The 20,825-nt window shown below is 47.2% G+C and carries 20 protein-coding genes; 13 read left to right on the forward strand and 7 right to left on the reverse strand.

Going from position 1 to position 20,825, the window contains the following annotated elements; all coding sequences use genetic code 11:
* Nucleotides 1-372: 372 nt before the first annotated feature.
* From AXFE_RS03360 to AXFE_RS03380, 5 genes are all read left to right on the forward strand, one after another.
* The gene (locus AXFE_RS03360) at nt 373-1,218 is read left to right on the forward strand and encodes a RecB family exonuclease (RefSeq protein ID WP_052604476.1); all 846 of its coding nucleotides are present in this window, start codon (nt 373-375) and stop codon (nt 1,216-1,218) included.
* Between the two features lie 27 nt (nt 1,219-1,245).
* Nucleotides 1,246-1,791, forward strand: coding sequence for a phosphatase PAP2 family protein (locus tag AXFE_RS03365; RefSeq protein WP_052604477.1), 546 nt, complete (start codon nt 1,246-1,248; stop codon nt 1,789-1,791).
* An 87-nt stretch (nt 1,792-1,878) separates the two neighbouring features.
* Nucleotides 1,879-2,283 carry an NUDIX hydrolase gene (locus AXFE_RS03370; protein WP_052604478.1) on the forward strand — a complete coding sequence of 135 codons (405 nt, stop codon included), beginning with the start codon at nt 1,879-1,881 and terminating at the stop codon, nt 2,281-2,283.
* Nucleotides 2,284-2,308: 25 nt separating this feature from the next.
* The gene (locus AXFE_RS03375) at nt 2,309-2,917 is read left to right on the forward strand and encodes a DsbA family protein (protein WP_052604479.1); all 609 of its coding nucleotides are present in this window, start codon (nt 2,309-2,311) and stop codon (nt 2,915-2,917) included.
* 107 nt (nt 2,918-3,024) lie between these two features.
* Nucleotides 3,025-3,843 carry an SDR family oxidoreductase gene (locus AXFE_RS03380; RefSeq protein WP_052604480.1) on the forward strand — a complete coding sequence of 273 codons (819 nt, stop codon included), beginning with the start codon at nt 3,025-3,027 and terminating at the stop codon, nt 3,841-3,843.
* Between the two features lie 139 nt (nt 3,844-3,982).
* On the opposite strand, the gene AXFE_RS19040 is transcribed toward AXFE_RS03380, so the two are convergent.
* The 3 genes from AXFE_RS19040 to AXFE_RS19860 all read right to left on the reverse strand — a co-directional run bounded on the left by AXFE_RS19040 (nt 3,983) and on the right by AXFE_RS19860 (nt 5,037).
* Nucleotides 3,983-4,195 carry a hypothetical protein gene (locus tag AXFE_RS19040; protein WP_152625838.1) on the reverse strand — a complete coding sequence of 71 codons (213 nt, stop codon included), beginning with the start codon at nt 4,193-4,195 and terminating at the stop codon, nt 3,983-3,985.
* Nucleotides 4,196-4,346: 151 nt separating this feature from the next.
* Nucleotides 4,347-4,691: a HAMP domain-containing protein gene (locus tag AXFE_RS03385; RefSeq protein WP_160291717.1), complete on the reverse strand. Its 345-nt coding sequence runs from the start codon at nt 4,689-4,691 to the stop codon at nt 4,347-4,349.
* 196 nt (nt 4,692-4,887) lie between these two features.
* Nucleotides 4,888-5,037: a hypothetical protein gene (locus AXFE_RS19860; RefSeq protein WP_160291718.1), complete on the reverse strand. Its 150-nt coding sequence runs from the start codon at nt 5,035-5,037 to the stop codon at nt 4,888-4,890.
* Between the two features lie 511 nt (nt 5,038-5,548).
* Here AXFE_RS19860 and AXFE_RS03390 point away from each other — a divergent pair.
* The 4 genes from AXFE_RS03390 to AXFE_RS03405 all read left to right on the forward strand — a co-directional run bounded on the left by AXFE_RS03390 (nt 5,549) and on the right by AXFE_RS03405 (nt 8,399).
* Nucleotides 5,549-6,028 carry a hypothetical protein gene (locus AXFE_RS03390; protein WP_052604482.1) on the forward strand — a complete coding sequence of 160 codons (480 nt, stop codon included), beginning with the start codon at nt 5,549-5,551 and terminating at the stop codon, nt 6,026-6,028.
* Between the two features lie 3 nt (nt 6,029-6,031).
* Entirely contained in the window at nt 6,032-6,550 is a 519-nt protein-coding gene (locus AXFE_RS03395; protein ID WP_052604483.1) for a hypothetical protein, read from the forward strand.
* Nucleotides 6,547-7,605, forward strand: coding sequence for an FAD:protein FMN transferase (locus tag AXFE_RS03400; RefSeq protein ID WP_052604484.1), 1,059 nt, complete (start codon nt 6,547-6,549; stop codon nt 7,603-7,605). The genes AXFE_RS03395 and AXFE_RS03400 overlap by 4 nt, the downstream gene beginning before the upstream one ends.
* An 86-nt stretch (nt 7,606-7,691) precedes the next feature.
* On the forward strand, nt 7,692-8,399 hold the full coding sequence (locus tag AXFE_RS03405) for a hypothetical protein (protein WP_052604485.1): 708 nt from the start codon (nt 7,692-7,694) through the stop codon (nt 8,397-8,399).
* Between the two features lie 142 nt (nt 8,400-8,541).
* On the opposite strand, the gene AXFE_RS03410 is transcribed toward AXFE_RS03405, so the two are convergent.
* Nucleotides 8,542-9,594 carry a hypothetical protein gene (locus AXFE_RS03410; protein ID WP_052604486.1) on the reverse strand — a complete coding sequence of 351 codons (1,053 nt, stop codon included), beginning with the start codon at nt 9,592-9,594 and terminating at the stop codon, nt 8,542-8,544.
* A gap of 353 nt (nt 9,595-9,947) precedes the next feature.
* Between AXFE_RS03410 and AXFE_RS03420 the strand changes: the two genes are divergently transcribed.
* The 4 genes from AXFE_RS03420 (at nt 9,948) to AXFE_RS03440 (ending at nt 14,512) form a co-directional block, all read left to right on the forward strand.
* Entirely contained in the window at nt 9,948-11,108 is a 1,161-nt protein-coding gene (locus AXFE_RS03420) for a GAF domain-containing sensor histidine kinase (protein ID WP_052604488.1), read from the forward strand.
* A gap of 820 nt (nt 11,109-11,928) precedes the next feature.
* Nucleotides 11,929-12,963, forward strand: coding sequence for a cell division protein ZapE (gene zapE / locus AXFE_RS03430; protein WP_052604490.1), 1,035 nt, complete (start codon nt 11,929-11,931; stop codon nt 12,961-12,963).
* A gap of 162 nt (nt 12,964-13,125) precedes the next feature.
* The gene (locus AXFE_RS03435; protein WP_052604491.1) at nt 13,126-13,887 is read left to right on the forward strand and encodes a dihydrofolate reductase family protein; all 762 of its coding nucleotides are present in this window, start codon (nt 13,126-13,128) and stop codon (nt 13,885-13,887) included.
* Between the two features lie 28 nt (nt 13,888-13,915).
* The gene (locus tag AXFE_RS03440) at nt 13,916-14,512 is read left to right on the forward strand and encodes a hypothetical protein (RefSeq protein WP_052604492.1); all 597 of its coding nucleotides are present in this window, start codon (nt 13,916-13,918) and stop codon (nt 14,510-14,512) included.
* A gap of 164 nt (nt 14,513-14,676) precedes the next feature.
* On the opposite strand, the gene AXFE_RS03445 is transcribed toward AXFE_RS03440, so the two are convergent.
* The 3 genes from AXFE_RS03445 to AXFE_RS03455 form a co-directional block, all read right to left on the reverse strand.
* Complete coding sequence (locus tag AXFE_RS03445) at nt 14,677-15,636, reverse strand: LLM class F420-dependent oxidoreductase (protein ID WP_052604493.1); 960 nt, start codon at nt 15,634-15,636, stop codon at nt 14,677-14,679.
* Between the two features lie 362 nt (nt 15,637-15,998).
* Nucleotides 15,999-17,510: a hypothetical protein gene (locus AXFE_RS03450; RefSeq protein ID WP_152625839.1), complete on the reverse strand. Its 1,512-nt coding sequence runs from the start codon at nt 17,508-17,510 to the stop codon at nt 15,999-16,001.
* A gap of 58 nt (nt 17,511-17,568) precedes the next feature.
* The gene (locus AXFE_RS03455) at nt 17,569-20,562 is read right to left on the reverse strand and encodes a glycosyltransferase family 2 protein (RefSeq protein ID WP_052604495.1); all 2,994 of its coding nucleotides are present in this window, start codon (nt 20,560-20,562) and stop codon (nt 17,569-17,571) included.
* Between the last annotated feature and the right edge of the window lie 263 nt (nt 20,563-20,825).

The following is a 20,825-nucleotide window of genomic DNA, read 5'->3' on the forward strand; positions in this document are numbered from 1 at the left end:
CCCCTCCATCCAAGGTAGACGACTATCGGTTACTTCAGCTGCACTGCGAGAACCAAGCACTCGCTTAGCATTGTCCCAACGAACCTATTCCTGTTATGTTTGTGGGTTAGGAAATTCAAGGGACAAGAATTCTGCGGCCATGATAGTCGTCTGGGCTGGTTTGAATGCGGCTGGTATTGATGGCATAAGAGCTGAGTGTCCGCTGGGCATTCAAGCAGCCTGAGCCAGGAATCACCCGTATATCCGTGGGGTGGTTTCAACAGTTTTGGATAGTACCATTCCAAAACTTCCAACTTTCGTATTGACGACTATTAAAGGTCGCTGTTCTGGTAGCGTTAAAGTCCATAGCAAGTCAGTTGAAAAGTTCTAAAAATGGGTTTACAGGTACCAGGTTCGATTACCGCGTCGAAGGTCAGCTCCTTCAAGGAGTGCGGCTTAGCATTTCGTTTGTCCGTCATTGAGAAACTACCTCAGCCCACTACCCTCTGGACAATTCGCGGTACATTGACCCACGCCGTTCTTGAGCGAATGTACTTTCAGATAGAGCCCAAAGACCGGACTAAAAAGACAGCAATTGAAATCGTCCGGCAAGTCTGGAATGAGTCCCTTGTTGACAATAGTCTTGAGGTCATTCTTGGACCCGGCCATAGTCAAGCCGGTCGCGACGCTCTGTTTCAGGAGACTATAGCATTAGTCCTCAAAGACTTTGAGGCCGAAGACCCATCACATGTAAATGCAATCGCAACCGAATTGCGTCTAGAAACTACGCTCGGCGACACGATACTTAGGGGAGTTATAGACCGTCTAGACCTCAATGACGATGGGTCACTAACTGTTACAGACTACAAAACAGGTAAATTGCCTGGGCAAATCCAAGAAAACGAACGTCTGACGGGGGTATATTTCTACGCGCTTTTGTGCGAAAGAGTATTAGGCACCAGACCCAAAAGCGTCCAACTTATCTATCTCAAGGATGCTACGCGGATCGTCGCCACCCCTACAGATCAAGTTTTACGAGGACTTGAATCCAAGACAGAGGCAATATGGAAAGCCGTCTGCCACGCCTGCGAGAAGGAAGATTTCCGACCACGGCCATCTAGAATGTGTCGTTTCTGCCACTATCAAGAACTGTGTCCGGCCCAGGGTGGAAGCCTAGCGCTAATTAGTGATTTCAAGGCAACACACGTAGCCAATAAAAAGCGCTGCGAAAATAACTAAATCAAAATAATTGATTGAGGAATCGAATTGATTGATATCCAAGAATTTTTTACACCGTTCGACGAACGAATAGACAAGTTCTTTCTTCCCTTGCGGGATATTCCCGCTGCGAATCAAATCCTATTCGCAGCATCCAACGTCGCGGACCACTCATTGATTTGGTTTACCTTAGCGGCAGCACGAGGTGTACGCAAAGGTGGCGCCAGCTATGCCACCAGGGCAGCTTTTGCGCTTTTGGCTGAATCAGTACTTGTGAATATGGGGATTAAAACAATATTTCGCCGCAAGCGTCCAGAATGGGAGGGAGAACGCCCTCACGAAATACGCCAACCACTGACGAGTTCATTTCCATCGGGCCATGCGAGCGCCGCGTTCACTAGTCTTATTATTCTGGGTGACAACGATCGTCTATGGCCAATCTATCTAGGTCTCGCACTTCTAATTGCGCCCTCACGAATTCACGTTCGTATGCACCATGCCTCTGATGTTCTTGCTGGCGCCATGGTCGGCATAGGCTATGGAATGCTGATCAAAAAGGTATTTCCGATCTCAAAAAGTATAAAAATAGATTGAATCCAATCAACACAAGGTTGGGTATTCATTATTAAGCCCTCAGAGACAAAACAATATCTAAACAATTACCAAACAGAAAGATGTTCAATGATTACAGCTGCCGGAGGTGTGGTTTTCCGAGAAGGAATTAACGGGTCGCTCGAGATCTGCCTAATTCACCGTCCTCGTTATGATGACTGGACGCTACCAAAGGGCAAAGTTGAAGTTGGCGAAACGCTAGCACAAGCTGCGTTACGCGAAGTTGAAGAAGAGACCGGGATTAAAGCAGAGATCGTCCAAGACCAAACTCAAGTAGTCAAATACCCCTTAGAAACCGACCTAGAAAAAGAAGTGCACTATTTCTTGATGAAATCACTCGTGCAAAATTTCACAAAAAATGAAGAGTCTGACGAATGCCTTTGGGTAGACGTTAATCTCGTGGAATCTAAATTGACATTCAGCCGAGATTTCGGAGTGATTACAGGCTTCGACCTACTCCTTGGGGAATATTAGAGGGACAATTAGGGATTAGAAACATATGACAAAAATAACCAAATTTTCGGTCAACTTCGACTATCGATGCCCTTTCGCTCGCAACATGAACGAGCACGTTGTAACCGCCCTCAAAGAGGGGGCCGACTTTGACGTCAGTTTCATACCGTTCAATCTGTCACAGGTTCACGTTGAAGAAGGCGAGCCATCTATTTGGGAAGACCCTGACAAAACAGATGACCTTTTGGCAAACGAGGTTGGCTACATTGTCTCAAAACTCTATCCCACAGAGTTCCCAAGTGTTCACCTAGCACTATTCGCCCTTCGGCACGAACAGGCCAAGAGCTTAAAAAACTTCGGCGAAATCGCAAATCTCCTTGAAGAACATGGGGTTAACCCCGCACGAATCCAAAGCGAGCTCGACAACCACACCTACTCGAGAGAGGTGCAGAAACTCCATGAAACCCAAGCCAAAGAGCTCGAAATATTCGGCGTACCCACAATTTTCTCTGACGATCAAGCTGCATTTGTAAGGATTATGACAAGGCCGCTCAGCTCCTCGGAATCATCCACAACCATCATCGAAAGAGTTCTAGATCAGATCTTCAACCATCCAGAGCTAAATGAAGTGAAACATACAACCGTTGCTCGATAGGATTGCTTAAACCCCATTTTTATGACAAATCGCACCACCTTATAAATCAACGTGGGCGATTTGTCATTTATCAAGCGCGATTGAGTTGTGCGCGATAACATTCGCTCATGGAAATTGAGAATAAAGTAGTCCTTGTAACTGGAGCTGGATCAGGTATTGGCCGTGCTATTGCATTAGCATGCGGCATGGAAAACCCCAGTGCTGTTATCTGTGTCGATAAAAACACCGCAAATGTCGAAAAGACAGTCAGTCAACTACGAGAAACCAAAACCACAGCATATGCAGAGACGATCGACCTGACAGATCTTTCGGCGATAGCTGACCTTGGTGAAAAAGTTCTCAAGCGCCATGGCGTCGTCGACATACTCTTTTCCAATGCTGGCGTCTCGTTTGCAGGTGATCTCGAAACTTCAGAGGAGGATTGGGAGACTTCGTGGAATGTAAACCTTATGGCTCAAGTCCGTACGGCAAAGGCACTCTTGCCAGCAATGATCTCTAACGGAGGAGGGTACATAGTCAATACAGCGTCCGCCGCTGGTTTACTCACCAACCTTGGTGCCCTCTCTTATGCAGTAACCAAACATGCATCTGTTGCTCTGTCAGAATGGATAGCGATCAACCATCGGCCAGACAATATCCGAGTTAGCGTTTTATGCCCCATGGGAGTCCGTACCAACATGCTCTTTCCAGATGACGACAGGACAGCGTCTTCAAAGGCCGAGTCGCTTGCACAGCGAGCAGTTTTAGATGCCGGCGATATCCTCGACCCCTCACAAGTAGCCGAGGTTGTAATAGCCGCAGTAAAGGCAGAAGAATTCCTAATCTTGCCGCATAAAGATGTTCTTGGATTTTACAGCTTCCGTGCTAACAACACTCAGAAATGGATTACCTCCATGGCCAAATACCAGGAACAGATCTCAAAATAGGTCTAATCTGCCCCGTTCGTCAGAATCATTTAGAACAACAATAAAGGCCCATACGCCCACAAAGCCGCGCTAAATGATTCTGCCGATGCTTCTTTATGGATCAGCCTAACCCGACGCTAGCGATCTCTGCATTCAACGCCTAAGAGTTCGCCAACCTAAATCGAAGAGCTGCCTCTTGGTGTGAATTATCATTTGTTTCCACAGAGAGACTCTTCGAGGTCTTGAAGTGACCTGCTGGCTGAGCGAGAACATCATGGACCTTTTCAAGATTTGCAGATGCTAAAGCGGCATTCCAAGCCACACCGAGAAGTCTCACCTGCTGAACGTGCCACCCCGGGAATGATCTCTCCAATTAAAGCCCTCATCCCCTTGGTTGCTATCGAAACCGAACCAACTCAATTCAATGCACCTTCGCTCAAAGCTAAGACGACCTCTGATTGCGCCGCGGTCTGAGTCGAACTAGCACCGATAGTGCTCGAGGTCTCCTTGATTGCTCGAGATTCTTACATTATCGAAAAGATCGAGTCAACAACACTATCGATTGTCACCGCTATCTTATCCTTGAAACGATTGAACGTAGAGCCAATCTCCCCGATCTCATCACATCTAGAGTTGTCCAAGTTGACCCCAAGGTCACCGTTACCATTGGCAAGTTCCCCCAGAAAATTAGATAGATCATTCAGCGGGACATGAATAACCCTTCGATATCCAACATTAATAAATCCGAGCAAGAAAAGCAATAGGACCGCATCTATCGCTACCATTGCGATGTCGACAGTTTGACTTGTGACCATCGACGCTAAGGCTCTATTAGATTTAGCAATTGACTCCTTCTCTACCGTAGCCATTGCTGGCATGATGTCATTTAACGGCTAAAGATTACCCAGCGTTTGGGTGTCTGAAGCTTGTTGAATTTCGTCAGCGCCCAAATCAGCGATGAACTGCTCGCTATATCGATTATAAGAGTTAATATCGCGCTTTACACGGTCCAAGAGTAACCAAAGTGAATGACTAGGAGCCAGATTAAGCGAAGCCATTAACTCATTAAGAATTAGAGTCCTCGCCTCTTGAGAGTGAGATACAGTCTTGGAGATCAGCTGAGTTCGGGTGAGCTTGGCTGGATGAGGTTGCCGCTACCAATACAGCCTTATTCATCTGATCGTCGTCGTTGTAAAAGCCGCGCTCCATCTTCAAGACCTGCGATGAAAGACCTTCTGATTTGGTGCAGTAGTAGGCAACCGATGACGCTAACTACAAAGAGTCTAGAAAAACCGAGAGCGAACCCACCAGTGCCAATAGTGCTGCAACACCCAACCCCGCCCGTACTTTGTAGTCAATATTCCTCCGAACGCAAATAGTTGCTTTCACCAATTTCCATAGTTAAAATCCTGATCAAATCAATCACTTACTACCTTTCGGACTCTCCTGATTAGAACTTTATGCATTTAGCCTGAATTATCTAATTCTGTACAAGAAATAAATCATGAAAGAGAATCATTTATTCTTCTTTATTCTTCTTTATTCTTCTTTATTCTTCTTTATTCTTCTTTATTCTTCTTTATTCTTCTTTATTCTTCTTTATTCTTCTCAAAAACATTAGAAAATTCTCACTTAACGCTCATGGTTAAAGGCTCTTAGTCGACGACAATCAATATGTGACCAGAAATGGTCGAAACAATCGACTAGGTAAGACCCGGAGGGCAATTTGAAAGTCTCTAACCCGATTAAAGTTTTAGTTTCAGCTGGAGGTGGACTAGGTGCAATATTAGCGCTGCATCAAGCGCAGGTCTCGTTTTCAAGCACCAATACCGCATCAACGAAACCAGTCGACCCCGTTGCAGCACAACAAGCCCAGGTAGCTTCCATTCAAAAAGCAATAAGCACCCTAAGTCAGCAAGAACAAGCCGTACAAGCGCAATTAACCCAGACCAAAAGTCAACTTGCCGCCAAGCAAGCAGCTGTAGCTGCTGCCAGTCAGGCAGCCATTGCCGCCCAAAACCAAGCTCAAGCTCAAGCTCAAGCTGCAGCCGCGAGAGCAGCGGCATCCGCCTCGGTGGCCGCTCAACCCATAACACAATTTGTCGCTTCATCGCCGACGGCTTCGGGAGGCGCACCGGCTGCTACCACCAAGGCTTCCTCGCACAAGTCAGATGATGGGGGCGGCGATTCAGGTGGAGACAATTAATCTGTGAGGAAGGTACTGGACGAAAAGGCTCGCAAAAAGAGAAATACCAAGATAAAAAATACGGCGAGACGTGTTGTTCCCTTCATGATAATCGCACCAGCCTCGGTGATCGGAGCTCATGTAGGCGTTGACTTCGTATCAACGCCTACACACCTATATCCGCTCAACCTTAGCGCTAGCGCTAAAGCCGCAGCAGCGGCCGCCCAAAAAGCTACCGCGTCCATCAATCAAGTAGCCCAAGAGGTCAACAAGACCGCAAATGCACTTGCTGGGGTGGCTAATCAAAGCGCGGGAAACCAAAGTGCTATAGGTGCAATCCAAAATGGAATCACTCAAATTCAAAATACACCCGTACCGACTCTCGGCCCTCTCGCATCTCCTGCTCAAAATTCACAAGCCACATCTGCTCCCAGAGCTGCCGGCGGCGCGTCAACGCCATCAGCGAACTCACCAGCGCCGGTGATTAGAATCCCGACTGCTCAAATTCCTGCTGCAACCACTAGGGCAAGCCTCCTGGGATGACTGATAAACCAGTCGCAGGGCCAATTCAAAAGTGGACGATTCGTGCCATGGGATCAATTTTTAATTTTCAAGCAAAGATTACCGAAACACAAAAGGATTCTCTATCTAAATCGACATCAATTGCATTAGAAGAGATGGAACAATCCTGGAGCCGCTTTCGAGATAGTTCAGAATTGTCGATTTTGAATGAATACTCCCTTCTTGAAAATCCATCGAAATACTTCAAGACGGCGATCTTCGAGGCAATTAGCTCGAATAAAGTCACAAGCGGACTCTTTGAGCCAAGAATCCTAGGAGCGCTCAAAAAAACCGGGTATTTGGTTAGCTTCGAATTGATGGACCTCGAGATAAATGACCCATCAAGCATGAAAGACACCTCCTCAAAGACAACTTCCCGAAGATTGAATGCCTTGGAGAAAGAGATCTTTTATGACCTAGATCATGATCTGCTCCTAAAAGATGGACCTCCTCTAGATTTTGGCGGAATTGGCAAAGGGCTTGCACTTAGGAATCTAAGTCGGCTCCTTAAGGATTTCTCTGGATCTTCACCCCACTTGATTGAGGCCGGAGGAGATATCGTAACCTTTGTCGGGAACTACCCCGAGGAACCTTGGTTTGTTGATATCGAAAATCCATTCTCTGTTGAAAACCTCCCACTAATGGTTCGTCTAGGGAACAACTCTGTCGCTACCTCATCCACGAAGATACGATCATGGCGCCTAAACGGCACACAAAAACACCACTTAATCGATCCAGCTACCATGGACTCCTCGGATTCGGACTTAGTCTCGGTAAGTGTCATTGGAAAAGACCCAGCACATGCTGAGGTTTGGTCCAAGAGCCTTTTTCTCCTAGGTTCCAAGAAAGCCCTCGAGCAAGCAGCTTTTCGGAAGATTAGCGCATTCATGATCACCTCGAAAAAACAAATTCTCTACTCAAAAAAGTTTGCTGGGTCAATGGAAGTTCGAAGCAAAGATCAATCATCAGTTCCTATCGCGGCAGTCCATGATATATCGCTCCCCTATTTTGCATATAGCGTCGGACTTGCGAAATAAAACTGCTATGCATTAGCTTCTTGTCGATAAGAACTTATCTCGCTAATCCCTCAAGTCGATAATACCCACGATACAAGTAGGAAAATATGGCCACTTCGACCAACGATGATCAAAAAAATAGTCTTGAAGAGATAGAAGAAGATTCTCCATCTATACTTTTCGCGGTAATGGTCGGCTCAGTCTCAGTTGTAGGAGGCTTTGAGCTAGTACACTGGCTAGGCGCCAAAGCAAAGCCGACACTTGCGCCATGGTTAATAGCTAGAGGCACAGGGTTAGCGCTAGTAATAATAACGAGTCTTTTGGTTGCAGTCGGGCTATGGATGGTCCACCCCAAACGCAACAAACGAAAGAGTTTCCCACATATAATTACATTGAATTCAGCTCACAAAAGTCTTGCCGGGGTTGGATCGGTGCTCCTCTTTTTGCACGTTAGCTCGATAATCGCTGACAGTTTCGCCAAGGTCGGCCTGCTGGGCGCGTTCGTACCCCTCAAGTCAGCCTATCGGCCAATTCCCGTAGCTCTTGGGACTGTCGCTCTTTACCTGTGCTTAGCAGTAGGTTTCACCGCATGGCTAAAGGTAAGAACCAAGCTCTTCAACTGGAAGATGGTTCATCGTTTCGCAATCGCTGCCTATTGCTTAATCCTTGTACATGGAATCACTGCCGGCAGTGACACCGTATTAGTTTCTGGCATATATGTTGCAAGTGCCATTGTCATCACCATATTGGCAACCACTAGGTACCTCTTTGACCATAAGGAACATCAAAAGCAAGCGGCCACCGCCAAAAACTGATAACTAAAAGCGCATCCGCTAAAGAGTAATCTTGCTCGGCACCCAGGGAAATAACTAAGGACGACCCTCCTGTGCCAGATCTATTTGCCACGCGCTAACCCATCTTTCGCCAAATAGCATGGTTCAAAACAAATAGCATGGTTCAAAAAAAGGCCCGCAGGGCGCTAGCGGTCTCCTCAGGTGTGACATCGACCATAAGTTCGCTATAGAGCTTTTCAAAATAGGTCACATCGGATCGATAATAACTCTCTGGGTTCGATCGAGCCACGATTCTAAAGAGTGGATTCGCCGAAATCTCTCTAGCATCAGGGCCGCCCCCAGTCAACGCGAAATTAAAACTCGATAAGTTCCAATTTGCATATGCCGAGATGATCTTAGAAATTCCAAGAGCAAGATCAGATAGATCGATCGGATCTATCTGAGGTATATCACCTTGTCGAAGAATAACGCCCCAAACCTCACGAAAGCCTGATGGAGCAAAAGGGGCAAAAAACGCAACATTTCCAATTGAACCGACGTAGCGCTCTCCAAGATGGATCTCGGCCTCGACCAGATCCTCCATCAGACTTCTTCCGAATCGCTCCTTGTGCAACGCCATCTCCTGTATCAAATGGCCCTGATGGCTAAGTGGCATGTAGTCATGGGAAGATTGCAGATGGGGATGGATGAGCGAACTTCCCGAAGAAGGCAGATAGTTCGCATTGATTGAGCTATAGACCGCTTTGTGGTCATAATCCCTAATAGCCCTAGCATGTCGAACCATCGCCGAAAAGGCGTTGCCAACGACACTATGGTCAAACTCGTCGATAGGCACAAAGTGCCTAGATGTATCATATATCCCAACTGAAGAGTAGGTCGAGTAAGCAAGAATATTGGGGACTACTAGTGCATTTCCTACGCGTATCCTTCCTTCGGCAACCATCTCACTTGGGAACGGAAAGGTGTACTTCTCATATGCACCAGGACAGAATGGACAAAATCCCGCGACCTTAGTCAGCTCACTCACATCAACCTTAACCTCAGGCTGCAACTTAGCTCCAACTACAAAACGTGCGCGACCTTTGAAGATGGGGTCGATTCGCTGAATAAGAGGAATCTCCGTAAATCTACCCCCGTTGGTCAAATCTGGGACCTTACCAACGGTATCTATCTGTGAGAACTCAATATTATTTACCGTTTTAACGACTCTCTGCATCTATCTCCCCAACGCTTTGTACCACTCCCCCTTTGCCATAAAATTCAAAAGAGAAAGTGGCAATACTATAGCCAAAGTTAGTAAATAATTTATAAACAGACTTGAATTACCCAAAACCCCGATTGCACTGCCACGATAATTGGGGTCTTTACCTACAGCAGTTGAGGTCTCGTTGCTCGCCCAAAAAAGGTGGTTTTGGCCCGCAAAGACACCCTGCATAAGGCTCTCGGGTTACAATTTGGTCAATTAGTTTGCTATAAAACGACTTAATCCACCTATTCCACTAGGCACATGAGGGGGGGGCCGAATGTATTAGTAACTTACATAGATTAATATTAAGATAAATTGTAGATATGTCATTATCCAAGATCAAAGATGTTTCAAAGCTAAGGCATCTTTTGGACGCAGTTCTAGTTGTCGAAAGGGATCTATCGCTTACGGTAGTTCTAAAAACACTCGTGCGCGAAAGTGCGACATTAGTCAATGCGCGCTATGGCGCATTAGGCGTTCTCGATCCTTCAGGTACATCATTGGTTGAATTTATTACATTTGGTATGGACGAAACTGACGAATCCAAGATTGGAGACCGTCCCAAGGGCCACGGAGTCCTTGGCCTATTGATTTCGCAGTCGCAACCACTGAGAATTGACGAACTCCAAAAACACCCCGATAGCTTCGGTTTTCCTCCGTTGCACCCTAGGATGACGAGTTTTCTCGGACTTCCCATCATGGTCGGGGAGCGCAACTTCGGCAACCTCTATCTAACTAACAAGATCGACAATTCAGAGTTCGACCAAGAAGACGAAATACTTGCTGGATATCTAGCGAGAGCAGCTGGAATTGCAATCGAGAACGCTCGTCTTCATTCAGCAGTCGCCGACTTCGCACTCAGAGCAGATAGAGAACGCATTGCCCGGGAACTCCACGACGAAATAATCCAAAGACTCTTTGCAATAGGACTCTCCCTCCAAGCCACGATACGACTAGTCGCCGAGGAGGATGCAAACGAGCGCATCCAAGGTGCAATCGATGACCTAGACGAGGCGATTAAAAAGATAAGAGCCACCATCTTTGCGCTCGAAACGACAAGGACTCGCCAACAATACTCATTCCGCGCACAGGTTCTAGCACTTACTAAAGAGCTGCATCCAGTTTTAGGCTTTGAAGCGAGCGTCTCTTTCACCGGACCTATTGACACAATGGTAACCAATAAGTTAGCGACCAATGGCCTCTCGGTCCTTAGAGAGGCTATCTCTAATATCGCCAAGCATTCAAGAGCATCCCAAGTACAGATCAGTATTTCAGCCTCAAACCAGCTAGTCATTGTGGTTGAAGACAACGGCGTGGGACTTGATCCATCCGGTTCGGCGGCCTCCAAAGGTCTAAAAAATATGGCGGCACGCGCCTTCGAACTTGGTGGCACACTAGAACTCCGTCCCTCTCAGACACTCAAAGGTGCCTGTCTTGAATGGAGAGTTCCCTTCTTACAAGTAGATGATCTTGCAACCCAATAATCACCAAGGCGCATTTCTTTGTCCTATTTGCCGACCATCTCTTTTGGAGTTTTGCCGATCTCAAAGCTAGATCGGCCCTACATTCGTATTGGCACTTTTCTAATTGGCCACAAACCCTCTAAGCGCCTTGCGTTTTGTTCTTACCCCACGATTGGTACAGGTAGAGGTGATCATCTTTCGTTTCTAAATTGGAATATCATTATCTTGGCAAACGATGGCAGATAGTAGTCCAAATGTGATCGGAAAACTCCGCTTCTTTAGAATCTCACCAAGTTACCTGCCTTCTTTGACCACAATAGCTCTGTGAGATTTAGCCAACTCCAAGTGGCTCAACGTTGACATGTGAGACATTGGAATCTAAGGTCTTGAAGTTTGGACGATCAAAGAGAGTGACCCCTGGCAGTTTCGCCTTGCATCATCGAGCCCATGGGGCCAAGAGTAAGCTTGTGATACCATCGCGTTCCCTTCTTGATCACTAAAACATATGGGGTTTTGACGAGAAAGCCAAAAGTGTTCGCCTGGTTTAGGTATTGAAATATTGGTCAGCACATCAGTTGGGCCACTCAAGCAAGATACCAGCTTATTTAGTGAAGCGCATATTGAAAAAAGCTGGCGATCGTGAGTAATATTGCTAGTTTTGAGCCAGAACTTCCACCTAGTCGCATCAGAACAAAGCTGCCATATCCACACTGGTCGGATCATTGTGCTACTTTGCTTTGCCTAGAAGTATTGTCGATCTCTAAAATTAGACTGGGATTAGTATCGAATTTCAAAAAGTGACACAGATCTAGGTCCTTGATATTTTTCAAAATGGAGTACTTTGCTTTCAATTGCCAAACGAGATGTTCCTTTCGACGTAACGGCCGCCTTCGACCTTCTAATTCCACCATCGCGCTTTAACAACACCCGATTTGATAACTATTTCCCGAACCCCAACTACGAGAGTCAGAGCTTGGCAAAAAAGGTCACTAGCGAGTTCATATTGACAAAGACAAAAAGGCCAAGGCGAACAGTAATTGGCTCCTTGGGCCTAAAAGCCCAGCCCAAACCGGGGAAAGGCCTCTATCTAGATGGAGGGTTCGGTGTTGGCAAGACACACCTTTTAGGATCGATGTGGCAAGCTTGCACTGTACCAAAAGCATTTATAAGTTTTGTTGACTTAGTGAACGTAGTTGGAGCCTTCGGCTTTGAGGCTTCCGTCGAAAAGCTATCCGAACTATCGTTCCTGGCAATAGACGAATTCGAACTTGACGATCCAGGCGACACCGTCCTTATCTCTAATCTCCTCAATCGAATAATTCGCCGAGGGGTCGACATCGCCACGACTTCCAATACGCTACCGGACAAATTGGGACAAGGACGCTTTGCGGCCGACGACTTCCTTCGAGAGATTCAAGGGCTAGCCGCCCACTTTGAGGTATTAACCATTGACGGCCCCGATTATCGAGCAACCGAGTTTCATATCGAAGATGAACCGCGCTCTAGTGACGACCTGGTAACGATGGCGGCTTCAATGCCCAACCAAAGCGCAGTCTCATCCGACAGCCTTTTTGGTCTACTGGAAGCCCTAACAAGGCTACACCCAATTATGTATTCCCGCCTTTTAGAGGGCTTAGCTCTCGTAATCGTAACTGAGGCTAAGACAATTGATTCATTAGCTGCCGGCCTGCGATTTGTAACATTCACCGATCGTGCCTACGAGCATGGAATACCAATTATGATCGGAGACACATCCCTAAATGGCCTCTTCTCAGCTTCAATTCTATCGAGTGGCTATCGCAAGAAATTCGGCCGAGCACTATCTCGCCTCTCACAACTTCGCGACGAAGGAGAGCGCGTCGTCGCACCGATCTAAAACCTTCAAAAAATGACCTCGCAATAACTCATTGAAAGATAAATATTGAGCCAATCCAAAAGGGTAACTAAACCCCGCTCTATTGGTATACGATAGAGAGTCCTCCTCATTCATAACAAATCGTCTAGGACTATCAAAATAGAAGAAAGAGGCGCCTTCAACATGAATCTCATATTCCCCGAAGCCTCACCAATAATCGGAAGTGATGAAGCTTCCATAGGATCACTTGAGAAGATCTATGCACCGATCACTTGCATCGATGGTGACCACTGGAGAGCCAATATGGTCTCTTCCTTAAACGGGTCAATTGAAAAAAACGGCCGATCAGCAGGCCTCTCCACACATGCAGACCGAAAAGTCTTCTCTATCATTCGCGCCTTCTCCGACGCGGTTGTAATTGGTGCGAATACCGCAATCATCGAAGAGTATACATCCCTACCACAGACACCCGATGCGCTCATGCACCTACGGCGAATCAACACATCCCCACAACTCGTCGTGGTAGGTAGAGATCTAAATAAGATTCGTGACTCCAAGCTCATTGAGTCAAAAGATCAAATAACTCTAGTGACATCTAATTCTCAAAAATCACAATGCGCTGGGCTTTTACGCACCTTCCTCGTCGAACCACAACTCCTTCTTCTTGGAGAAAAAGAACCAGACCTAAACCTACTACGGAAATGGCTGAGACAAAACAATCTCATCCGCATAACGCTCGAAGGTGGTCCATCTTTCTTGAAGCTGGCCTTTTCACACAAACTTATAGATGAAATCGCCCTAACAATCGTTCCCAAATTAGAGATATCTTCCCATGGTGGATTCTTGGGACTTGGAGAGCAGATCCCGGGATCCGAATTAGAACTTCTGTCAATCCTAGAAGACCACGGAACTCTACTCATGAGGTACAGGGTCATTGCCAGTTAACTAAAGTAAACTTCGGCTATGATCATCATTGGTAGATATCGTTTCCACTCTAGCCAAAGGCGCGAACTTAGCCATGCTTATCAATATGCTCCCTAAACGCAGAAAGCCAATGTCAAAAGAGGAATTTCTTAGCGCGGTTATCGATCTGACTAAGAACTCAAATAACGAATATAGCTTTGATCAAGCAACAATGACCCTCGCGTGGACTGATGGACCGTCTGTAGAGACCACCTGGGAACGACTTCAAAATCCAAACGGATGGAAAGCAATTGTAGGGGTTCCATCCGATTCAAAACAAGGTGAAAATGTCCCGCCATCTACATTGTTTATAGATCGCTCCTTCTCGCCGCGCACGGTATGTTCGTCATTGGTACGGTTTTATGGATCTAAATCAAGATACCCTGATTTGAATTCCACCTCGGACATGGACTATATCTACGGAATACTGCGCCTAGATGTGACGCTAGAACACTTCAAGATCGTTGATGCAATAACCAACGCCCTTTTAGAAAGAACCACAAAGTTGCCTAGTGACACCCAAGGGTATCTCGAAGCGGCAAATCTAGCTTTAAAAGAAGTTGGCTATGAGGCCCTCTGGGCGAAGGCATTCAACACCATCGACTAAAAGCGGTCCCAGCCACAGTGAAACCGCTTTGTCATGGCAATAATCTAGGTTGGCTCCCAATAAACCCTAGATCTCTATTTCTCAAACGTATTTCTTCACTTTCTCTTTAATAGAGAAGAAGAATAGTCTCGAAAAGAGATCTCTCTTCGATGGGGCTCGACCCCTTATTCGCTCGAGCCAGGAGCCAAAGATAGAGCCGCTTCATAGGTATCAATACCGAATGGCAGAACGGCAAGTGCAGCTACATCAACCCCGGCGCCAAAATATTCCGCTATGCGAGCTTTACATTGACTCGGCGTCCCACTCACTATTAACTGGTCAACTATCTCTTCGGGAATTGCAGCCAAGGCACCCTTTCGATCGCCACTATCCCATAGTCTCCACATCTGTTCCAGAGCTTCCCCACGGCCTAGCCATCGATGAAAATCTGCGTAAACACCCACGTTAAGGTAGGCAGCTATAGCTCTTCGCCCCGCGTCTAACAGTAGATTCCGTTCAACTCCCGGAGCGACAAAGATGCGAGCCACAATCTCCTTATTCTCGCCTACGAACGGAACGACCTTGGCAACGTCCGCGGGCGATAGCCAATTAATTATTGCACCATCTGACTCGCGACCCGCCATAGCTAACATCTGAGGCCGCAGGGCAGCTATCAATATCTTGGGTGGCACGGTAGGCGGTTGAGCAAGGCGAAAACCCGAGATCTCAAAGGTGTCAAACTTCCGGTCCACCTTCCCACCTTCAAAAGCTTCTCGCAAAAAGCGGGCGATATCTCTCGTTTTATAATAGGGTCGCACAAACTCCGATGCATTCCACTTGGAGACGATTACATCTGATGAAGATCCAATTCCCAAGTAAAAGCGTCCCGGTGCTAGTTCGGCCAAAGCTGCTGCGGACATTGCCATAGTCGCTGGCCCTCTGGTAAAGGCTGGAACTATAGCGGTGCCCAAGTTGAAAGTTGGCTCCCATTCATTTGCAAGAATCAACGGCGTGAATGCATCATACTGGCCGACTTCAGCACTCCATAGATCTTCGTAGCCTACTTCACGAAGTCGCCTAATTGCTTCACGTTGCTCCCCGAGTGGAATTCGATCCAAGGGAATTGTAAGTCCATATCTAGCCATAGATCCATGCTAGGTTAGATCGAAGATTCAAATGGGCCGAAATAAAAGTTTTGGACCGAACTGACCCACCTATCAAAGAGATCCCAGATTATTGCGACCAAAAGTCAAATTGACCCTCGCCGACTCCAATTGCCATCCACAAGAAACACTCGTTTTTCAAAGATCTTGCCATATAGATTTGAAAAACCAATAAGTCTAAAATGAGACATTACGGCCGCCTTGCCATATCCCACAAGGCAAAACGATTAAATTAGCCAACTCGTGCATTCTGATCAGCTTCTTATCCAAGTCGCGAAAAGATATGAACCTTGAATAATCCTAAAGAGATAGCTCATCATGGTCACCAGGGGTCCGAACCTAATTCAGTCCAAAGGAATAGATGGAATTGGAATTATAGAGCCCTCGGGGGTGACATAGGCAAGAGCCATCTCGGTCGGTGCCGAAGATCGAAGGGTAAACAGATCGGGAAAGCCAACAGAGTTAGTGGTTGGAAATAGCTGCACGCTCGATGGAGACGGGACAACGCCAATGCCGGCATTGGCGTCAATTCCACTCTGTTTTGAGGAGGGAGCCTGACCATCGACGAAGGCCTTAGAAAATAGCGCTGTCTGTGAACCCCTTGCAGAGACAACCTGACCTCCTCCATAATAGAGCGCGAGTTGGTTATACTTGGCGCCAAAGGGGCTTATGTCAAGCATCGAGAGCCACGAGGGCCAATAACTACCATAGCCACTCTCAATGAAATACCCATTCAGGGGACCTAAATCCGAACCGGCCAAAGTTGCCAGCGCAGCCACCGTATAATTCGAATGAACTCGAACGAAGAAAAAAGAGCCCACTGGTACACTCGCCACCGCCTTCAATGGGACGACAAGAGAGCTCTGAGGCGGAACTGTCTCGGAAATAGTTGATACCTTCGCCCCATGGCCTATCGCCGGGGCCTTAACAGTAGTTTGAGCACTTAAAGTCTTGATTGAGATCAACACATTCTTTTGACTTGAAGAGAGGTTTTCCAAATTCAAGTCGACGCTCTGGTTGGCGGTCTGAACCAGAAGTGGAAAGTCAGTGTTTGCAAAGATCTCAGGGGTAGTACTCGCAAAAACCATCCCATTGGCCTTTGAGTCTGAGCGCACCTCGAAGCCACCGGCTACAATTCTTCCGATTCGAGTTTGAATTGAGGCTGTAATTGCAGGGGTATTTTGAAACCAATCAGCCAATCTAACGTCGATCGAAGAAAATGCTGGGACTACTACAGCCTGAAGCGGACCTGGATCAACTGGCCCTGTCGGTGTCACAAAGCTAATATCTACAATTGCATCCGTAGCGAACGGGTTGAAGATCGACAGAAATCCCTTAGAGGCCGAGACCGTATTAAAACCTTGAACGATCCAGGTAGGGCCAGGCGATGGCTGACAGAATCCTTCGACATTACTGCTGGGCAGGGAGGCAACTAGCGAGACCAGATCGGCTCCACCTGTAAAATCAGCTGAAACCCCCGTTGCGCTCTTATAAAGTCCACGCATTCCAAAACGTCTAAGGGACCCTCCAGGAATCTTCATCTTCAGATGCTTGGCCTTAGCGTTTTTGCTATAGATGTATATTGAAGCAGTCTGAGAAAACTTCGAAGTATTGGTCAAGACCAAAGAGAGCGATCTCTTGCCAAAATACTTAGCCTGAGGAAGCGAGCAGTACCACGTTGAGGAGTCAGACGCGACCGGAGAGACCGAAAAAGAAGGTACGAACTGCGACTGTTTGACTAGCACCCTGCTGGATGCACTGTTAGCAAAGACGACGCCAATCAGCAAAACCGCCAAGAAAATGCCGACAATACCCTCACGTCTATGTAGTCGAAAAAACTTTCTTATGAAATCCACGACTACAACGTCTCTAGGTGAAAAAGAGGCGAAGGTCTCCACTGAATCAATTGAAAAATCATCTATGCACCTCTAGATCGGATTTTGGATTCTCAATGGTATTCTCACCAATTCCAGATGCACCTTGGTTTCTTTGGTCCCTTTGGGTAGCTAGCGACACTCTTACCCTAGTAACAACCCGAGACGAGATAAAACCGCCACCAAAGACTAAGTCAACAAAGCCAAGCCAAACTAGGACCTCGAAAGATCCTAAAAACAGTGGCCATGAAGCAGACGGGCCATGAGGAGATGGGAAGTGTGCTATCTTCCTACCATGCACGACATAACCTGTTACGCTTGGATCGGTCAAGACTTGGATCAAGTCCTTCTGTCTTGAAAGCGTAAGAGTCACCCGAGCAACAGCAGGTGATACCCCAGACTGCGGATAGATCAGATTTCCGATGCCCTCACTCGCAAGATAGGATCCCAGCCGAATTGTCTCGAAAGAAGATGCTCGAGCTAAACCGGCTTGAACACCCCCATACTTGCCAAGTTGAATCGGTGTGTAGACGTTCTCAAAAGACAGGCTATGAGAGTTGGTCACTGCTAGGCCGACACCTGAGTCAAACCACCAACTACCTGCTGGAATTGCAGCTGGATCTCCAATCCACAGAAGGCGCGAAGATGCGATCTTAGATGATGTAGACCATCCCAATGTAGACCCATAGCCACTCACAGGCAGACCCAACCGACCACCTGATATGGGAGCTCCCACCCCAAATGAAGCCACCAAAAGGCCAATCACTGAAAGTGCGCCGGCAATTTGACGAACTCCGAAGGTCTCTCTGGGGAGGTCTCGATAGAGGCCATCTACGCCATTAGCAGTTGAATATGCGACGATCGCCGCCAGGAACGGCATAAGAAAGGCGAGGGGAATCGGATCCGACCCAAAGCCACCACCATTAGATCCTATGATAAAAGCGACAAAGACGATCGCAAGAATCAAAGCTCGGATCGACCGACGTGTTCTTAGACCTCTTGTAAAAATGGGGGAAAGTATCACGCTCAAAAGCGAGAGGATGGCAAACGAATTAATCATCGCTCCTCCCGAAACTGAGAAGTCAAAGATCGACCGAACCGCTAAATCAAAGGGGGGCTGGGCCCCAAATAGAGACGCCACAGTTGCGCCCGAATGGATGTATCCTAAAAACCAAGTCGCATTCGCGACTAAAGCGACCCCAGCAATACCAAAAAGAAAACGCAACATCGATCGAATTTGAGCCATCGAATGGCGCTCAAAGACAGTCGACGCTATCACCGCCAACGTCAGGATCAAAAATACAATAAAAAAAGCCGGCGCGATAGAGGTCGCTATAGCGACGATGAATGCGCCTCTAAAGAACGATCGAGCACGAATCTTCGAACCAGGCGCTAACTCCTCTTGGAAATCCAATACGATACCCAAAATCCACGGTGCAAAGGCAAACGTTACGAGGCCAAAGAGAGTGCCGACTGAGATCAGTCCAGTCAATATTCCAGTTGAAAAATACGAAAGCATCGCGATCGAAGCTGAAAGCGGGTTGCGATATCGTGCACCCAGTCGAAAGGCGCCGAAGAGGCCTGTTGCAACCAAACCAATCAAGAAAAGGTGATAGAAGAGACCGGTTGCCCCAAAGAAGAATGTTCCGATCACGCCCAACCATAGATAGCCAGCTGGAACTGAGGTAGGCGATATTGTAGAGGAAGACAACGACCCTGAAAAGAAGTCAGACAACAGACTTGTCCCATGTGGGAATGGCTCAAACTGGCCAAACACAGGTAGATTTGAAAACAAGACGTGGCGCCCCGCGACAAGTATAAAGACGAGGATCAGACCCTGGATTACGCGAGCAAACCTACGTTGTACATATCGCGTCGCCAAAGATGTCGGATCGATGGCGTCTTCGCTCAGATTCTCTTTCTCTAAAAAAGCGCCTCGATCGTTGCGTTTTGACCGCTCAACTTCATACCTAATTTGAGCTCGCGTGTTCCTCTGATGCGCAAAAAAAGCCGACAATCGAGCCGATCCTCGCGCCAACTTTAGAGTCATATCTCTAAAATCTAAAAGACGCGACTGAGCACCGACCTCCCATCGAACCGATTGAGTCGGTGATTTTTTTGCTCCGTCCCTGAGGCCTTTCAGTATGGCCCTAGCGGTACGCCATCGGCCAGAAACTGCGAAATATGCAGCCTCTAAGAGTGCAAGCAGCCAAAGTTGGATCTTTGAATACCGACGAGCAAAGCCAGAGGAGTTGTTTACTATGCATCGCATCTGATTTGCACGAACGTAATAGGATCGCTCGGCGCGACGCAATTTACGCCTTATGGGTTGAAACTTCGAATTGACATAGGCGCCATCAACACCATTGACCAAGACCCCCATGTGGCGGACTTTGGCATAAGAAGATGCAATTACGCGAGCCCCAGCCAATTGCGCACGATAGGAGAGCTCCACGTCTTCGCCAAAGAGGTAGATCTCAGGGTCGAAGCCGCCCAGAACATTAAAGAGATCGTATCGCACCAACATCGCAGCACCCGGAGCCGCAAAGACCTCTTCAACGATAGGAAACTGATCCTGGTCGAGATCGCCAACGTCGATTCGTGATCGCAATGCTGCCGTGCGGTCAACGTCAAAACCCAATGAGGTAATTCGATCAGGATAAGACCAGCTAACGATCTTTGGAGCCACTATCGAGGCGTTCATCCGCAGTGCATCTTCGACCATAATTGAAATTGCATCTGGCGCTACCGCCGCGTCATCGTGACATATCATTAGATATGTCGCTGAGGTAACATTCCTCACCGCAGCATCCACTGCAGCACTAAAACCTAGATTTGTCTCGTTTCGAAGAAAAAGAGCATTTGGGAGCGATGCCCCCACCCTTTGGGCGAGAGTCACTCTTGAACCGTTGTCAACGATAATTACTGAAAAATTCGGGTAGTCTGAGGCCACAATTGCTTGAAGCGACTCTTCGAACCAATCACCGGGGTCATTGGCTACCATGACTACTACAACTAAAGGCGGAACTGCCATATCGAACTAAATAGGCTAGCTTGTCGATTCGCCAATGCCCACACAAAGTGGGGAGCGAAAGTGCTTTGTTTGAGTTATGCTGGCAAACAAGGACATAAATTTGTTTGGAAAATTGATTTCTGGATTACTGATCGACAAAAAGTGAGGTTCAAATGGCCAAAAGCCCTTCCGATGAACTAAAGGATTTGACGTATTCAACCGTAGGCTTTGCTCTTTTAGGACTCCAGCGTCTTATGGTGGCACGCAACGACCTATCAAAGAGC

The organism is Acidithrix ferrooxidans (assembly GCF_000949295.1).
Classification (GTDB): Bacteria; Actinomycetota; Acidimicrobiia; order Acidimicrobiales; family Acidimicrobiaceae; genus Acidithrix; species Acidithrix ferrooxidans.

What these genes read in the sequence shown, in the direction of transcription:
- AXFE_RS03360 (WP_052604476.1), top strand. Translation starts at nt 373, where the DNA reads ATGGGTTTACAGGTACCAGGTTCGATTACCGCGTCGAAGGTCAGCTCC.
- AXFE_RS03370 (WP_052604478.1), top strand. Translation starts at nt 1,879, where the DNA reads ATGATTACAGCTGCCGGAGGTGTGGTTTTCCGAGAAGGAATTAACGGG.
- AXFE_RS03375 (WP_052604479.1), top strand. Translation starts at nt 2,309, where the DNA reads ATGACAAAAATAACCAAATTTTCGGTCAACTTCGACTATCGATGCCCT.
- AXFE_RS03380 (WP_052604480.1), top strand. Translation starts at nt 3,025, where the DNA reads ATGGAAATTGAGAATAAAGTAGTCCTTGTAACTGGAGCTGGATCAGGT.
- AXFE_RS03385 (WP_160291717.1), bottom strand. Translation starts at nt 4,691, where the DNA reads ATGGCTACGGTAGAGAAGGAGTCAATTGCTAAATCTAATAGAGCCTTA.
- AXFE_RS03400 (WP_052604484.1), top strand. Translation starts at nt 6,547, where the DNA reads ATGACTGATAAACCAGTCGCAGGGCCAATTCAAAAGTGGACGATTCGT.
- AXFE_RS03405 (WP_052604485.1), top strand. Translation starts at nt 7,692, where the DNA reads ATGGCCACTTCGACCAACGATGATCAAAAAAATAGTCTTGAAGAGATA.
- AXFE_RS03410 (WP_052604486.1), bottom strand. Translation starts at nt 9,594, where the DNA reads ATGCAGAGAGTCGTTAAAACGGTAAATAATATTGAGTTCTCACAGATA.
- AXFE_RS03420 (WP_052604488.1), top strand. Translation starts at nt 9,948, where the DNA reads ATGTCATTATCCAAGATCAAAGATGTTTCAAAGCTAAGGCATCTTTTG.
- AXFE_RS03435 (WP_052604491.1), top strand. Translation starts at nt 13,126, where the DNA reads ATGAATCTCATATTCCCCGAAGCCTCACCAATAATCGGAAGTGATGAA.
- AXFE_RS03445 (WP_052604493.1), bottom strand. Translation starts at nt 15,636, where the DNA reads ATGGCTAGATATGGACTTACAATTCCCTTGGATCGAATTCCACTCGGG.
- AXFE_RS03455 (WP_052604495.1), bottom strand. Translation starts at nt 20,562, where the DNA reads ATGGCAGTTCCGCCTTTAGTTGTAGTAGTCATGGTAGCCAATGACCCC.